General features: G+C 70.2%; 12 protein-coding genes and 1 pseudogene. 7 read left to right on the top strand and 6 right to left on the bottom strand.

The window, feature by feature from the left end; all coding sequences use genetic code 11:
• Positions 1-6: 6 nt before the first annotated feature.
• On the bottom strand, positions 7-1,029 hold the full coding sequence (locus ACZ43N_RS30445) for a zinc-dependent alcohol dehydrogenase (RefSeq protein ID WP_468102153.1): 1,023 nt from the start codon (positions 1,027-1,029) through the stop codon (positions 7-9).
• A complete protein-coding gene (locus ACZ43N_RS30440; RefSeq protein ID WP_468102152.1) occupies positions 1,026-2,189 on the bottom strand; it encodes a mandelate racemase/muconate lactonizing enzyme family protein in 1,164 nt (387 codons plus the stop codon). Before ACZ43N_RS30440 ends, ACZ43N_RS30445 begins: the two co-directional genes overlap by 4 nt.
• Positions 2,190-2,436: 247 nt before the next feature.
• Here ACZ43N_RS30440 and ACZ43N_RS30435 point away from each other — a divergent pair, with 247 nt between their 5' ends.
• The 6 genes from ACZ43N_RS30435 (at position 2,437) to yjfF (ending at position 9,997) form a co-directional block, all read left to right on the top strand.
• Complete coding sequence (locus tag ACZ43N_RS30435) at positions 2,437-3,156, top strand: SCO2400 family protein (protein WP_468102150.1); 720 nt, start codon at positions 2,437-2,439, stop codon at positions 3,154-3,156.
• Between the two features lie 856 nt (positions 3,157-4,012).
• The gene (locus tag ACZ43N_RS30430) at positions 4,013-5,059 is read left to right on the top strand and encodes a LacI family DNA-binding transcriptional regulator (protein WP_468102149.1); all 1,047 of its coding nucleotides are present in this window, start codon (positions 4,013-4,015) and stop codon (positions 5,057-5,059) included.
• Positions 5,060-5,206: 147 nt separating this feature from the next.
• Positions 5,207-6,217: an ABC transporter substrate-binding protein gene (locus ACZ43N_RS30425; RefSeq protein ID WP_468102147.1), complete on the top strand. Its 1,011-nt coding sequence runs from the start codon at positions 5,207-5,209 to the stop codon at positions 6,215-6,217.
• A 92-nt stretch (positions 6,218-6,309) separates the two neighbouring features.
• Positions 6,310-7,848, top strand: a complete 1,539-nt coding sequence (locus tag ACZ43N_RS30420; protein ID WP_468102145.1) for a sugar ABC transporter ATP-binding protein — start codon at positions 6,310-6,312, stop codon at positions 7,846-7,848.
• Positions 7,845-8,969, top strand: a complete 1,125-nt coding sequence (locus ACZ43N_RS30415; protein ID WP_468102144.1) for an ABC transporter permease — start codon at positions 7,845-7,847, stop codon at positions 8,967-8,969. Before ACZ43N_RS30420 ends, ACZ43N_RS30415 begins: the two co-directional genes overlap by 4 nt.
• On the top strand, positions 8,969-9,997 hold the full coding sequence (gene yjfF / locus ACZ43N_RS30410; protein WP_468102143.1) for a galactofuranose ABC transporter, permease protein YjfF: 1,029 nt from the start codon (positions 8,969-8,971) through the stop codon (positions 9,995-9,997). Before ACZ43N_RS30415 ends, yjfF begins: the two co-directional genes overlap by 1 nt.
• 41 nt (positions 9,998-10,038) lie before the next feature.
• Here the strand turns inward: yjfF and ACZ43N_RS30405 are convergent.
• Positions 10,039-10,530, bottom strand: a pseudogene (locus tag ACZ43N_RS30405) (hypothetical protein); the annotation flags it as partial.
• A gap of 206 nt (positions 10,531-10,736) precedes the next feature.
• Positions 10,737-11,174, bottom strand: a complete 438-nt coding sequence (locus ACZ43N_RS30400; RefSeq protein ID WP_468102141.1) for a MarR family winged helix-turn-helix transcriptional regulator — start codon at positions 11,172-11,174, stop codon at positions 10,737-10,739.
• A 136-nt stretch (positions 11,175-11,310) separates the two neighbouring features.
• Between ACZ43N_RS30400 and ACZ43N_RS30395 the strand changes: the two genes are divergently transcribed.
• On the top strand, positions 11,311-12,333 hold the full coding sequence (locus ACZ43N_RS30395) for an NADP-dependent oxidoreductase (protein WP_468102140.1): 1,023 nt from the start codon (positions 11,311-11,313) through the stop codon (positions 12,331-12,333).
• A 101-nt stretch (positions 12,334-12,434) separates the two neighbouring features.
• Here ACZ43N_RS30395 and ACZ43N_RS30390 read toward each other — a convergent pair whose 3' ends face one another.
• Together ACZ43N_RS30390 and ACZ43N_RS30385 are read right to left on the bottom strand one after the other, a co-directional pair.
• Positions 12,435-12,677: a hypothetical protein gene (locus ACZ43N_RS30390; RefSeq protein ID WP_468102139.1), complete on the bottom strand. Its 243-nt coding sequence runs from the start codon at positions 12,675-12,677 to the stop codon at positions 12,435-12,437.
• 180 nt (positions 12,678-12,857) lie between these two features.
• Positions 12,858-15,410: a M14 family zinc carboxypeptidase gene (locus ACZ43N_RS30385; protein ID WP_468102137.1), complete on the bottom strand. Its 2,553-nt coding sequence runs from the start codon at positions 15,408-15,410 to the stop codon at positions 12,858-12,860.
• Positions 15,411-15,421 lie beyond the last annotated feature (11 nt).

Raw genomic sequence — 15,421 nt, 5'->3', positions numbered from 1 at the left:
GGTGTGTCACGGCCGCAGGAGGACCTTTCCGACCTTCGGGTCGCCGGATCCCACCAACTCGATGGCCTCCGGAAACTCGTGCAGCGGCAGCTCGTGCGTGACGAGCGGCAGCGGATCGAGGAGCCCGGCCCCGAAGACCCGCACCGTGTGTGCCCAGGCGTCCGGCGGCGCGCCGAACACGGTGTGCACCTCCAGCTGCCGTACCACGAGATCCGTCGGGTCGAGTCCGTCCGCGCCCGACGCCGGGATGCCCGTCAGGACCAGCCGTCCGCCGCGCCGCAGCAGCGCGGCGGCGGTGACCGCCGCGTCCGCGGAACCGGCGGTCTCGATGACCACGTCGAAGTCGCCGGGCAGCTCCTCGTCCTTCGTACGGAAGTCCGAGGCACCGAACCGCCGGGACAGCTCCGCACGGTCCGGCCGGGTGCCCACGACGAGCAGCTCGGCCGGGGAAGCCGCCTTCAGGAACTGAACGGCGAACATTCCGAGTGTGCCGGTGCCCACGACGGCCACCCGCTCCCCGGGGACCGCGTTCGCCTTGAGCGCGGCCGCCGCGATGCAGGCGGCCGGCTCCAGCAGCGCCGCTGCCGTCAGGTCGCAGTCGTCCGGCAGAACGTGCAGCAAGCGGGCGGGAAGCGTCAATGTGGTGGCCATGGCACCCGGCTGGGTGAAGCCGGTCTCCTCGTACCCCGCCGAGCACAGCGTGGTCTCGCCTGCGTGGCAGCGGTCGCACACCTGACAGTTCCGGAAGCCCTCGCCCACGACCTTGCGACCTACAAGACTTGAAGGTACGCCCTCGCCGACGGAGACCACCGTCCCGGACCACTCGTGGCCCGGAACCAAGGGGTACCGGACGTACCCCTCGGGCCGGTTGCCCTGGTAGACCTCGCGGTCGCTGCCGCAGATCCCGGAGGCGTGGACGCGGACCAGGGCCTCGCCCGCCGCGGGCTGCCGGGGCTCGTGCGGGACGAGCCGGTGCTCGCCCGGAGCCTCGATGACGACGGCGGTGGCCGCGCCGGGCGAGGCCGTCACTTGGTCCCCTTGGGCTTGCGCTGCTCCCAGCCCTCGGCCCACAGGTCGAACCGGGCCTGCTGCTGCGGGAACTCCGCCGCCGCGTCCACGTCCAGCTCGACACCGAGGCCGGGCTCGTTCGAGAGGTGGAAGCAGCCGTCCTCGGGGTTCACCTGAGGGGCGCCCTTGATGACCTTCTTGATGTCCGCGTCCGCGAAGTCGTTGAAGTGTTCGAGGATCTTGAAGTTCGGGGCGGTGAAGCCGACCTGGAGCGAGGCGGCGGTCAGCACCGGGCCGCCCACGTTGTGCGGTGCGACCAGCATGTAGTGGGTCTCGGCGGTCGCGGCCAGCTTGCGGGTCTCCCAGATGCCGCCGATGTGGCCGACGTCCGGCTGGATGATGTCGACGGCCTGGCTCTCGAAGAGCTCGCGGAACTCGATCCGGTCGTGGATGCGCTCGCCCGTGGCGACCGGCATGTCCACCTTGGCGGCGACCTTCTCCAGCGCCTTCAGGTTCTCCGGCGGCACCGGCTCCTCCAGCCACGCGGGCTTGAAGGGGGCCAGCTCCTTGGCCAGGCGGACGGCGGTGGACGGGGAGAAGCGGCCGTGCATCTCCAGCATCAGCTCGGCCTCGGGACCGATGGCGTCCCGCACGGCCTCGATCAGCGAGACGGCGTACAGGCTCTGCTCGTGGTCCAGCTCGAAGTGGCCGGTGCCGAAGGGGTCGATCTTGAGTGCGCGGTAACCGCGCTCCATGACGCCCCGCGCGGCCTTGTGGTACGCCTCGGGCGTGCGCTCCGTGGTGTACCAGCCGTTGGCGTACGCCTTGACCTTGTCGGTGACCTTGCCGCCGAGCAGCTGCCACACCGGGACGCCGAGGGCCTTGCCCTTGATGTCCCAGCAGGCCATCTCGATCACGGCGATGCCGGACATCACGATCTCACCGGCCCGGCCGTAGTCGCCGTACTTCATCCGCTTGACGAGATCCTCGACAGCGAACGGGTCGGACCCGAGAATGTGGTTGACCTCTGCCTCGCGCAAGTAACCGAGCAGGGCGTCGGTGTGGCCCAGCATGCGGGTCTCGCCGACGCCGGTGAGTCCCTCGTCGGTGTGCACCTGGACGTAGGTCAGGTTCCGCCACGGCGTTCCGACCACGTGTGTGCTGATTCCCGTGATGCGCACGGTGCTCCCTGTCCTTTATCGGTCTGTTCGAAATTTCGACGCTCGTTCGAAATGCTGGCGCGACAGTAAGGACGACCCGGTCTGGGTGTCAATGGGTCGAGCGCACAACGGTCTCACCGTGACAACCCGGAAGCGCGCAATGATCAGTGCCGGCGCCGTTCTGACGCGCCACTGCACGAGGTTCCTACACAACTTTCACGAGGCCGTCTGGGAACGTCACCGACGCGCCAAATAATCTTCCGGCGTCATGGACTACTGCCACCCGTGCCAACGGCACCTCAATGGCGCCCTGGCCTGTCCCGGGTGCGGCGCACCGGCCGAAGAGAGCCGGGCGTACGCGGACATGTCTCCTGAACCGGATGACATGTCTGTGGACGAACACGACGAAACGCACGAGAGCGACGACGAACCGAACGCCGACGGGCGCCGGGCCGCCCGGTCCCGGGGGCGCGGGCGCGGCGACCGGGCGGGACGACGGGACCGCCGGGCGGCGGCGCACCGCCGCCGGCGCAAGCGGGTGCTGCTGGCCGGGGCGGGGCTGCTCCTCGCCGCCGGCGGGCTGAGCCTCGCCGAACTCGGCATGGAGGCACCGCCGGCGCACCCGAACGCGGCGTCCGTGGACGACGCCGCCACGCCGTCACCGGCGGGCTCGGCGGACGACGGCTCGGACGGCGGCGACGCCGCGGAAGGGGCGGACGACGCGGCCGGGAAGTCGCCGGACGACTCCCCCTCGCCCTCCGCCTCCAAGTCCGAGAAGCCCGAGGACGACGAGGGCGCCGACGACGAGGACAAGCCGAAGAACCGTTCCGCCTCGGACACCTCGGCCCGTCCGAGCGCCGCGTCCCCCGCCGAGACGGCGGCGCCCGAGAACCCCGGCACCCCGGACCCCGCCCCCACCACGGACAAGCCCACACCGGCCCCCTCCCCGTCGGAAACCTGCACCCGCATCCTGTGGTGGTGCTCGTAGGGCGGGTGGGTTCCTGGCCGGCGGCGCTCCGTCGGGTGGGGCCCGGGGTGGCGCTCGTGGGGCTGGGCTGATATCCGCGTCACCCCACGGCACCCGATCGCGTCACCCCACGGCACCCGATCGCGCCGTGCGTCGGCTCTCGATGGTGCCGTGCGTCGGCTCTCGATGGTGCCGTGCGTCGGCTCTCGATGGTGCCGTGCGTCGGCTCCCGATCGCGCCATCCATCGGCTCCCGATCGCGCCGTGCGTCGGCCCCCGATCGCGCCGTGCGTCGGCTCTCGATGGCGCCATGCGTCGACCCTCGATCACGCCCTGCGTCGACCCCCGACCCCGCCATGCGTGGCCCCCGACGCGGTCCTGAGGCGCCTCCACGGACTTCTCCGCCGAAGCCCCTCACGGCGCCCGTACGGGCGCCGTGGTGATCCCGATGGTGCCGCGAACACCATCCTGGCGCTTGTCCACGGAGCGGGCCCGAGTGAGGGGCGCCCATGCCCCGAGAGCGGGGGGCGCCGATGTCAACACCGCAGGACCTGGGCCTTTTTCGCGCCCGCGACGCCCGTCCCGGAGAGGCTTCGCGGCGCCCCCGGCGGGACTGCGCGTTATTCAACCGTGACGACTTCCCTGACGCAGCCCTCTTGACCGCCATGAATTGTTAGCGCTCACAATGACCTCCGCATTCATCAGTCGGTTCCCGACGGCACCCGAGGAGGTACGAGCGCCGTGCCAGCAGTGTTCCAACTCGCTTTTCCCGTCGGTGCCATGGGAACGTCCGGGACTCCGGAGTGAGGCCGACGACGCGGAGCGCTCCGCCCGCGACAGAGGTCTTATCGGCAGACGACCGCCAAGGAGGTGCGGCCGTGACCCACTCACCGCTCCGGCCGCCCACCATGGCTGACGTCGCCCGTCTGGCCGGGGTGTCCCACCAGACCGTCTCCCGGGTCCTGGGGGACCACCCCAACGTGCGGGACGAGACCCGCGCCAAGGTGCAGCGTGCGATCGAGGAGATGGGCTACCGTCGCAACTCCTCCGCGAGGGCCCTGGCGACCCGCCGCACCCGGACCCTGGGCGTGGTGGCCTCCAACACCACGCTCTACGGACCGGCCAGCACCCTGTTCGCGCTGGAGGAGGCGGCACGGGCCGAGGGGTATCTCGTCTCGACGGTCAGTCTGCGCAAGCTGACCGTGGAGACCCTCTCCGAGGCCCTGGACCACCTCAGCGACGGCGGGGTGGAGGGCGTGATCGCCATCGCCCCGCAGCGGTCGGCGGTCGAGGCGCTCGCCGAACTCCGCCGCCCCTTCCCGGTGGTGGCCGTGGGCACGGGGTCCGCCTCCACGGTCCCCAGCGCCAACGTCGACCAGTACCTCGGCGCACGGCTCGCCACCGGCCACCTGCTGGCCGCCGGCCACCGCACGGTCTGGCACCTCGCCGGACCCGAGGACTGGCAGGAGGCCGCCGACCGGGTCGCCGGCTGGCGGGCGACCCTCGAAGAGGCAGGCGTGGAACCGCCGATGCCCCTGCGGGGTGACTGGAGCCCGCTCTCGGGCTACCGTGCGGGCCAGGAGCTGGCCGGCTGGGTGGGCCGGGGTCTGACCGCCGTCTTCGTCGCCAACGACCAGATGGCACTGGGGGTGTTGCGGGCCCTGCGCGAGGCCGGCGTACGCACTCCCCAGGACGTCGCGGTGGTCGGCTACGACGACATCCCGGAGTCGGAGTTCTTCGCACCGCCGCTCACCACGGTCCGACAGGACTTCTCCACGGTGGGCCAACGGAGCATCGCCCTGCTCCTGGACCTCATCGAGGGCCGGGCCCCCTCCGGGCCGACCCAGATCGCCATCGAACCCCAACTCGTCGTCCGGGCCAGTACCTACCCGTACGCCTCCCCGCCGGGAACCGCTCCCGGCTGACCCGTCACCCCCCGATCGACCCATCCCTCAAAAGCCATCAGCGTGGCCGACATTTCGAACAATGATCGACAGGCTGGACACAGTGCGGCCGGTCCATCGAGTACCAGCAGGTCCGTCCCCGGACCGGCTCTTCAAAGGAGAAGACACATGCTCAACAGACGGAACTTCCTCACCGCGGCGGTCGGCGTGGCGGCAGCGGCGGGCCTGTCCGCCTGCGCCAAGGAGGACGGGGGCGGCACCGGCGGTTCCTCCGGCGGCGGCGGCGACAAGAAGATCACCCTCGGCTTCTCCCAGGTCGGCTCCGAGAGCGGCTGGCGCAGCGCCAACACCGACTCCGTCAAGTCGGCGGCCAAGGAGGCGGGCTTCAACCTGAAGTTCTCCGACGCCCAGCAGAAGCAGGAGAACCAGATCTCCGCGATCCGCAGCTTCATCGCGCAGAAGGTGGACGTCATCGCCTTCTCGCCGGTGAAGGTCACCGGCTGGGACGCGGTGCTCCAGGAGGCCAAGGCCGCGAAGATCCCGGTGGTCCTCACCGACCGCTCCGTGGAGACCAAGGACGAGTCCCTGTTCGTGACCCTGGTGGGCTCCGACTTCACGGACGAGGGCCGGCGCGCGGCCAAGATCCTGGAGAAGGTCCTGGAGAAGGCCGGGCACAAGGGGAAGGTGAAGATCGCGCAGCTGGAGGGCACGACCGGTTCCGCCCCCGCGATCGAGCGCGCCAAGGGCTTCAAGGAGGTCATGGACGCGGAGCACAAGGACGACTGGAAGATCGTCGTCACGCAGACCGGTGACTTCACCCGCGCCGGCGGCAAGCAGGTCATGGCGGCCTTCCTGCAGTCCAACCCGGACATCAACGTCCTCTACGCCCACAACGACGACATGGCCATCGGCGCCATCCAGTCCATCGAGGCGGCCGGCAAGAAGCCCGGCAAGGACATCCTCATCGTCTCGGTCGACGGTGTGAAGGACGGCTTCGTGGCCATGTCCGAGGGCAAGATCAACGCCATCGTCGAGTGCAACCCGCTCCTCGGCCCCCAGCTGATGGAGGTCGTCAAGACGGTCCACGACGGCGGCTCGGTCGAGCGCTGGATCAAGACCAAGGAGAGCGACTTCATGCAGGACCAGGCCAAGGACGCCCTCCCCACCCGCAAGTACTGACCCGCACGTTCCGGCAGGGAGCCTCCGGCCGACCGATCCCTCGGTCCCGGGGCTCCCTGCGGGCCTGAACGAAATCCAAGAGGAGCGCTGCCATGGCAGAGCCACGGCCCGTCCTGGAGATGACGGGCATAGTCAAGGAGTTTCCGGGGGTACGGGCTCTGTCGGGCGTCGACTTCCGGCTCTTCCCCGGCGAGATCCACGCCCTCATGGGCGAGAACGGCGCCGGCAAGTCCACCCTGATCAAGGTGCTGACCGGGGTCTACTCCCTGGACGGCGGCACGATCACCCTCGACGGGACGTCCGTACGGTTCGCCAGCCCCCTCCAGGCGCAGCAGGCCGGGATCAACACGGTCTACCAGGAGGTCAACCTCTGCCCCAACCTGTCGGTGGCGGAGAACATCTTCATCGGCCGTGAGCCCACCCGCTTCGGCCGCATCCAGTGGAAGCGGATGCGCAAGGAGGCCGCGGAGCTCGTCGACCGGCTCGGCCTCGACATCGACGTCACCGCGCCGCTGTCCGCGTACCCGCTGGCCGTGCAGCAACTGGTCGCGATCGTACGGTCGGTGAGCACCGGCGAAGGCGACGGCGAGGGCCAGGGCACCAAGGTGCTCGTCCTCGACGAGCCGACGTCCAGCCTCGACCGGGACGAGGTCCTCGAACTCTTCCGCCTCATGCGGCGGTTGAAGGACGACGGCGTGGCGATCCTCTTCGTCTCCCACTTCCTCGACCAGATCTACGAGATCTGCGACCGTATGACCGTCCTGCGCAACGGCACCCTCGTCGGCGAGCACATGGTGAGCGACCTCGACCAGGTCGGACTCATCCAGCTCATGATCGGCAAGGAGCTGGACAAGCTGGAGGAGCTCCACGAGCACCAGCTGCGTGCGGACGTCGGCGAGACCCTGCTGCACGCCGAGGGACTCGGCCGCACCGGTGGCATCGCCCCCTTCGACCTGGAGATCAAGAAGGGCGAGGTCGTCGGCCTCGCCGGACTGCTCGGCTCCGGCCGCACCGAACTCGCCCGGCTGCTCTTCGGCGCCGACCAGCCCGACAGCGGCAAGGTCACCGTGGGCGGCAAGCAGGTCCCGATGAACGCCCCCAACGACGCCATCGGCGCCGGGGTCGCCTTCTGCTCGGAGAACCGCAAGGCCGAGGGCCTGGTACCGGACCTGACGGTGCGGGAGAACATCATCCTCGCCCTCCAGGCGGCCCGCGGCTGGACCCGGCCCATCCCGGCCGCCCAGCGCGACGAACTCGTGGCCAAGTACATCAAGGCCCTCGACATCCGCCCCGCCAACCCGGAGGCCCGCGTCGGCCAGCTCAGCGGCGGCAACCAGCAGAAGGTGCTGCTGGCCCGCTGGCTGATCACCCAGCCCAAGCTGCTGATCCTCGACGAGCCCACGCGCGGCATCGACATCGGCGCCAAGGCGGAGATCCAGAAGCTGGTGGTGTCCCTGTCCGAGGACGGCATGTCCGTGCTCTACATCGCGGCCGAGCTGGAGGAGGTCCTCCGCCTCAGCCACACCATCGGCGTGCTGCGCGACCGCAAGCTGGTGGCGCGCCTGACCAACGGGCCGGAGATCACCACCAGCAAGATCCTGGAGACCATCGCGAGCGGAGAACACCAGTGAGCACCCCATCCGCAGCCACGACGTCCCGCTGGCGGGCGCTGACCCACCACCACCTGTTCTGGCCGGTCGCGGTCCTGGTGGCTCTGCTGCTCATCAACGTGCCCTTCACGCCCGACTTCTTCTCGATCAAGATGACGGACGGCCACCTCTACGGCAGCCTCGTCTCGATCGTGCTGTTCGGCTCGCCCCTGATCCTGGTGGCGGTCGGTATGACCCTGGTCATCGCCACCGGCGGCATCGACCTCTCCGTGGGCGCGGTCGTCGCCATCACCGGCGCCCTGACCTGTTCGTACATCAGCGACCAGACCGACCAGAACGCGCTGTCGGCGGTGTTCCTGGCCATGGGCGTCGGCCTGCTGGCGGCGGTGGTCTGCGGTGCGTGGAACGGCTTCCTGGTCGCCCGCATGGGCATCCAGCCCATCATCGCCACGCTGATCATCATGGTCGCCGGCCGCGGTGTCGCCCAGCTGATCACCGACGGCCAGATCATCACCATCAACAGCGAGCCCTACAAGCTGATCGGCGGCGGCTACTGGCTGACGATGCCGTTCTCCATCTTCGTGGTGGCCGTCGTCGTGGCGATCACCGTCATGCTGACCCGCCGCACCGCCCTCGGTCTGCTCGTCGAGTCGGTCGGCGGCAACGCCGAGGCCAGCCGCCTGGTCGGCATCCGCTCCCGCCGCATCAAGATCATGGTGTACGTGTTCTGCGCCGTGTGCGCGGGCATCGCCGGCCTGATGATCAGCTCCAACACCTCGGCCGCCGACGGCAACAACGCGGGCCTGTGGATCGAGCTGGACGCCATCCTCGCGGTCGTCATCGGCGGCACGTCGCTGCTGGGCGGCCGGTTCTCCATCGGCGGCACGGTGATCGGCGCCCTGGTCATCCAGACCCTGACGACCACGATCTACACGATCGGCGTCCCGACCCAGACGAACCTGGTCTTCAAGGCCGTGGTCGTCATCATCGTCTGCCTGCTCCAGTCCCCGAAGTTCCGCGCGAAGGTCTTCGGCGCCAAGTTCGGGCCCAAGTCCGGTGCGGCGAGCGGCGGCAGCGCCGCCGCCGGGCCGGCGAAGACCGTCACGACCGCCGAGGCCGCCCCCAAGATGGAGGTGTCGTGATGAGCGCGACCACCCAGACCCCGACGGCCCCGGACAGCCGTACGACGCCGCCGTCCAAGCTCGCCACGCTGCTGGGCGACCGCCGGCTGCCGGTCCTGGTGACCGCCACGCTCTTCCTCGCGATGTACATCGCGGGCCTGAGCCGCTACCAGAACTACGGCTTCGGCGAACCGCAGGTCTTCCTGAACCTGTTCATCGACAACGGCTATCTGCTGGTGGCCGCCGTCGGGGCGACCTTCGTCATCCTGTCCGGCGGCATCGACCTGTCCGTGGGCTCCGTCATCGGCTTCACGACGATGTTCACGGCCTGGATGGTGGAGCGCCAGGGGGTACCGCTGCCGCTCGCCGTCCTCCTCGCCCTGGGCGTCGGAGCGTTCGGCGGCTACCTGATGGGCTACGTGATCCACAACTTCGAGATCCAGCCGTTCATCGTGACGCTCGCCGGGCTCTTCCTCTTCCGCGGACTGTGCCTGGTCATCACCGAGGAGTCGATCTCGATCAGCGACTCCTCGGTGAGCAGCCTGGCCCAGACGCGGGTGTCGCTCGGCCTGGGGGAGCTGTCGATCGGTGCGATCGCGGCCCTGGTGGTCATCGGCGTCGCGTTCTACGTGCTGCACTACACACGCTTCGGACGCCGTGTGTACGCCATCGGCGGCAACGAGCAGTCGGCCATGCTGATGGGCCTCCCCCAGGGCGGCACCAAGATCGCCGTGTACACGGTGAGCGGCTTCTGCTCGGCCCTGGCCGGCCTGCTGTTCATGCTGTACATCCAGTCCGGTGACCCGCTGCACGCCGTGGGTATGGAACTCGACGCGATCGCCGCGACCGTCATCGGCGGCACCCTGCTGACCGGCGGCTCCGGCTACGTCATCGGCACGCTGTTCGGCGTCCTCGTCCTGGGCCTCATCAAGAGCATCATCCAGTTCGAGGGCACTCTCAGCTCCTGGTGGACGAAGATCGCCACGGGCGTCCTCCTGTGCGCGTTCATCCTGATCCAGCGTGCGATGACGGCCCGCAAGAAGACCTGACCGCGGGGAAGAACCGCCGTTTTCGACACCGGAGCGGTCCGGCGCGCGAGCCCCGTGCGCCGGACCGCTCCGGCCGTCTTCGCACATGGGGCCGCGGCTGGGCCCCGGGTGTGGTTCCGGGCGAAGACGACGAGGCGCAGTACCGCGAAGCGCCCGACCCCGGCGAGCGCCGAGGCCGACAGATAGACGACCTGTTCGAGCAGCGCGCCGGGTGTCTCCACCAGGTGCCGCAGAACCACCATCGCCGCGCCGGTCACGGCGTACGCCGCCGCCGCGGACCCGGCCGACTGCGCGTGCTGACGCCAGGTCGCGCGCCCGCCGGTCCCGAAGGCGAAGCGGGCGTGCAGTTCGGTGGACAGGAGTGTGGACACCGCGGTGATCAGCGCGTTGGCCAGCCCCCACGGCAGCCGGGCGGCGAGGGCCACCACGGCGAAGCTGGACGCGACCCCCACCCCGCCGCCGCAGACCACGAACCGGGCGAAGGCCGCGAAGGCTCCCGGCGCGGTCCGCTGCCCGCGCTGTGCTGCTTCCATGACCCGGCCCCCTGATCGCTCGCCATCCGTCGTTTCCAACGATGGAAACGCTACGTTGCGTTCAGGTATGGGGCAACTGGCGTGTTGCGCATGTGAAACATATATGCAGGTCAGGGTCGGGAAATCATTGCAATGGACCTGGAATTAACGCAACGACCGAGGTCGGAATTCATTGCAATGAATGTAAGTGAAGGCTACGTGCGGGACTACGCCTTCAGCATCCGGAGCAGCAGATCCCGCAGGGACTCCCGCTCCTTCGCCGACAGGCCCGCCAGTGGCTCCCGGGCGAAGTCCAGGGACTCGCGCAGGCTGCGCGCGACGCGGCGGCCCTCCGTCGTCGCGGCGGCCAGCTTCACCCGGCGGTCCTTGGGGTCGGGGCGGCGCTCGACCAGGCCCCGGGCCTCCAGCCGGTCCACGATGCCGGTCACGTTCGACGGCTCGCAGCGCAGCTTCTGGGCGAGTTGACGCATGGGGAGCGGTTCGAGGGAAAGGAGGCCGAGGAGGCGGGCCTGCGCTCCGGTGAGGGCGTGCTCGGCCGCGGCGTCCTCGTACTCCGCGTGATAGCGGGCCACGACGGTGCCGATGAGTTCGACGACCTCAAGGGTCAGCGGGTCGATGCGGGGGGTCGTCCTCTGTGTGGCCATGGTCTCCAGGCTACCTCTTTACTTGACATCATGAAATATTCAGGAGCATGGTTGTTTCAGGTACTGAAGTAACCGCACGGTATGTACGGACGAACCGATGACCCGTACGACGAACGCACCCGCAGGAAGGCCCCCCATGTCCGACACCTCCGCCCTCCCCGCCACCAGCCGTGAATGGCACCTGCTCAGCCGCCCCGTCGGCTGGCCGAAGTCCGAGGACTTCGCCCTGGTCGAGGCGGAGATCCGGCAGCCCGCCGCCGGTGAGGTCCTGGTGAGGAACAAGTTCCTCTCCGTGGACCCGTACATGCGCGGCCGCATGAGCGCCGCCAAGTCCTACGTCGCCCCCTTCGAACTGGGCAAGGCCATGCAGGGCGGTGCCGTGGGCGAGGTCGTCGCCTCCGCCGCGGACGGCATCGCCGTCGGTGACCACGTGCTGCACTTCGGCGGCTGGCGCGAGTACGCCACCTTCGACGCCAAGCAGGCCGTCAAGGTCGACCCCGACGCCGCGCCCCTCTCCACCTACCTCGGCGTCCTCGGCATGACCGGCCTCACCGCCTACGCCGGTCTCCTGCGCACCGCCTCCTTCAAGGAGGGCGACTCCGTCTTCGTCTCCGGCGCGGCCGGTGCCGTCGGCAGCCAGGTCGGCCAGATCGCCAAGCTCAAGGGCGCCTCCCGCGTGATCGGCTCGGCCGGCTCCGACGACAAGGTCAAGCTCCTGGTCGAGGAGTACGGCTTCGACGCGGCCTTCAACTACAAGAACGGCCCGGTCGCCGAGCAGCTGCGCGAGGCCGCACCCGACGGCGTCGACGTGTACTTCGACAACGTGGGCGGCGACCACCTGGAGGCCGCCATCGGACAGCTCAACCGCGACGGCCGCATCGCGGTCTGCGGCATGATCTCCGTCTACAACAACACCGAGCCCGCCCCCGGCCCCAAGAACCTCGCCCGGCTCATCCAGACCCGCGGCCGCATCGAGGGCTTCCTGGTCGGCGACCACTACGACCTCCAGCCGCAGTTCGTCCAGGAAGTCGGCGCCTGGGTCCGCTCCGGCGAGCTCAAGTACCGCGAGACCGTCGTCGAGGGCATCGAGAACAACCTGGAGGCCTTCCTCGGCGTCCTGCGGGGCGACAACACGGGCAAGATGATCGTCAAGCTCTGAGCCCCACCCCGTGACGCGTCCCCGGTCGCGTTCGTTGCACACGACGGAGTCCGCACCCCTGGACGTGGGGTGCGGACTCCGTCGCGTTCGGCCGCCCGGGCTCAGACCTTCAGCGCCGCCGTGTGGACCGCCCTCACCAGCCCCACGTTCTCCGGTGCCGCCCCGCCCGGCGTCACCACCCCCTTGCCCTCAGCCGCGAACTCCGGCCAGTGGCGGGCGTCTTCACGGTCCAGTTCGAGGGCGCCGTCCTGGACGAGGAGCGCGACGCGAGGGGGGCGGCACCCTTGGTGGAGGACAACACTCCGTGCGGCGCGTCCGCGGTCGCCTCCCCGTCGGGGCGCCATGCACGTAGGCAGCCAACTGGCCGTCCCGGTCGGGCCTTTCGACCGCCACGAACGCCGTCCAGCGCTCCCGTACCTCCTCGAGCCCGACGGCCACGCGCCCTGGACGGTACCCGTCCGGTTCGCCTCGGTCATGCATGCTCTCCTCGCTCGGCCGACGACGGCCACAGGTTCGACGGCCGCTCAGGACACGGCCAGCAACGCCCGCCCCACCTGCGGGAATTCACCCTTCGGATGGGCGCGGAAAAGTGGCTCGGTGCCGAAGAGGACCGCGTGTGAGCCGCTGATCACGGACGCCTGCCCCGCCGCCGCTGCCGGACCGCCGGTGCCGTCGCCCTGCGGCCGCCAGTGCCCCGACACCAGCGGGTTTCCCGTGCCGTACGACTGCTCGACGGTGACCTCGGGGCCGAGGCCCGTGAACCAGACGGGCGCGTAGACGAAGCCGTGGTCGGGCGCGCCGCCCGTCACCGGTCCGCCCGCGTTCACCACGCGCACCACGCCGTTGGCGTCCCCGTTGCCCTCGACCGCCGTCGCCTTCAGCAGCCCGGTGGCGGTGCTCAGCGCGGCGCCGGCCGTGCCTCCGCCGACGAGTCCGTGGCCGGTGAGGAAGCCGGTCAGCGCCGTCCGCGCGGATGCGTTCAGACCGTCGTACGACAGACCGGACGACACGAACAGCACATCGGCCCGCGACCAGTCGAAGCCCGCGTTGAGGACCGCGGTCGACACCGGGACCACGTCGAAGCCCATCTCCCGCAGCGCGAACAGCTCGCCCGCCGAGACGGCCGCCGCGACCCGGACGGGGCGCAGCACGGTGCCGCCGCTCGCCCGGGTCGCCTCGAACACCACGTCGTACGACCGGGCGAGCGCCGCGGCCTTCCGGCGGGCCGAGGACGGCACGAGCGCGCTGCCGTCGGCCAACCGCCGTATCCGGACACCGTCCTTCAGCAGGGAGTTGAGGGCGGCGATCTCCTGCGGGGTGTCGAGGCGCAGGCGGAGCCTCCCGTGCGGTGCCACCCTGCCGACCGGGGCCGCGGAACGCACCGGACGTACGGGCACGGCCGACACCCGGCCGCTCCTCGCCTCCACGACGGTCGCGCCCCACAGCCGGCCGAGACTCCAGCCGGAGATGTCGTACATCACCGACACCTTGTCGCTGATGTCCCGCCCGTCGGCCAGCAGGGCGTTCGCGAGCCCGCGCTTGGCCTGGCGCATGTCGACGACGTACGAACCCTTCGCGTACGCCCGTCCGCCGAGCCGGAAGCCGCGGGTCGCGCGGGTGACGCGCACGTCGTTGGCGAGCAGATGGTCGACGAGACGCGCGGCGGCCGTGGCGGAGCGCTGGGCACGGCCCGCAGGGATGACGTACGCGCGCGGGAACTCGGCCGTGTAGACGTCCTCCGGGCCGATGCCGGGCACACCGGGCACGGTCTCCTCGGACACCGGCACCTGGGCGGCGCCCGCGGCGCCGCGGCGGAACACCTCGATCTGGTCGGCGATGAGCGAGGACCGCTTCTCCCGCACGAAGCCGAGGGTGGCGTCCATGGCCGCCCCCGCCACCCGCACGTTGATCGCGGCCCGGCGGCGCAACTCGGCGACCGGCAGCGACTCGTACGCCGCGTTGTTGACCTGGAGCGGGATCTCCACGGTGTGCGCGGCGACCGTGCCGTGGAAGGCCGCGTACTGCGGGGTGAAGACCGGCGGCCAGTCGTCCCAGCCCTCCGCCGAGTCACGGAAGGGGATCTGGGCCGGGTCGACGCCGTCCTTGTCCGGGGTGTAGCCGAGGCCGTTGACGGCGGCCTCCATGCGCAGGGCGTTGGCGTAGGTGTTCTTCAGGAAGAGGTCGTACTCGTAGTTCTCGCCGTGCGGGGGAGTGGTGGGCTCGATGAGGGTGCCGTTGACGTACCCGTGCAGGTCGAGCATGACGGCCGGCTGCTTGTCGATCTGGATCCGCCGCATCGCGCGCACCTCGGGTTGCGAGGCGGTCACGAAGTCGCGGTTCATGTCGAAGCCGCTCGCGTTGGCGCGCGTGCCGGCGATACGGCCGTCCGGGTTCGCCGTGATGTTGAAGTACAGACGGCTGTGGGCCAGCAGGTCTTTCGTCCTCGTGTCCTTCGCCTTCGCGAGCCGCTCGATGAGCCGCAGGGCCGCGTCGGTGCCTTCCCACTCGTTGCCGTGGATGTTGTTGTTGAAGAAGACGGGCGTCTTGTACGTCCTCTTGAGGGCCCGGTCCCTGGCCGCCGACCGCGGCGCGTTCTCGATGAGTTCGCGCATCCGGGCCTGGGCGCGGGCCTGCCGGGCGGTCTCCGGGGCGGTCACGGTGACCAGATAGAGGCGGTGGCCGCCGGCCGAGCGTCCGGCGATCTCGACGCTCACCCGGTCGCCGAGCCCCTGGAGGGCGTTCAGCTTCGGGGCGATGGCGTGGTACGGGGTGAGGCCCAGCTTGATGGACTTGTCGGCGGGGTTCTCCGGGTCCGGGGCCAGGACCTGCTCACGGGGGTAGCCGCGGACGGAGCGCATGGCGTCGTCCGCCAGGTCCGTCTCCGGTGCGGTGAGGGCCCGTCGGGCCGCGCTCGCGGGAGCGTCGGACGCGCCCCGGGGGAGCGGGGTGCCCTCGCGGACCGTCGGCTTGGGGTCGGCGCCCGCGGGATACGGGGCGATCAGCAGCGCGCCTGCCGTGACGGCGACGACGGCGGCACTGAAGAGCGTGGATCTCGGACCGGGTTGCGGCGGACGCACACTACCTCCTG

It is taken from the genome of Streptomyces sp. NPDC030814 (genome assembly GCF_055572155.1).
Note: the sequence above shows the minus strand (reverse complement) of the source record. Positions and strands in the feature narration are given on the sequence as shown.

Bases quoted from the DNA above. Each gene is read 5' to 3' on its own strand.
- ACZ43N_RS30435 (WP_468102150.1), top strand. From the start codon at position 2,437: ATGGACTACTGCCACCCGTGCCAACGGCACCTCAATGGCGCCCTGGCC.
- ACZ43N_RS30425 (WP_468102147.1), top strand. From the start codon at position 5,207: ATGCTCAACAGACGGAACTTCCTCACCGCGGCGGTCGGCGTGGCGGCA.
- ACZ43N_RS30420 (WP_468102145.1), top strand. From the start codon at position 6,310: ATGGCAGAGCCACGGCCCGTCCTGGAGATGACGGGCATAGTCAAGGAG.
- yjfF (WP_468102143.1), top strand. From the start codon at position 8,969: ATGAGCGCGACCACCCAGACCCCGACGGCCCCGGACAGCCGTACGACG.
- ACZ43N_RS30400 (WP_468102141.1), bottom strand. From the start codon at position 11,174: ATGGCCACACAGAGGACGACCCCCCGCATCGACCCGCTGACCCTTGAG.
- ACZ43N_RS30395 (WP_468102140.1), top strand. From the start codon at position 11,311: ATGTCCGACACCTCCGCCCTCCCCGCCACCAGCCGTGAATGGCACCTG.
- ACZ43N_RS30390 (WP_468102139.1), bottom strand. From the start codon at position 12,677: ATGGCGCCCCGACGGGGAGGCGACCGCGGACGCGCCGCACGGAGTGTT.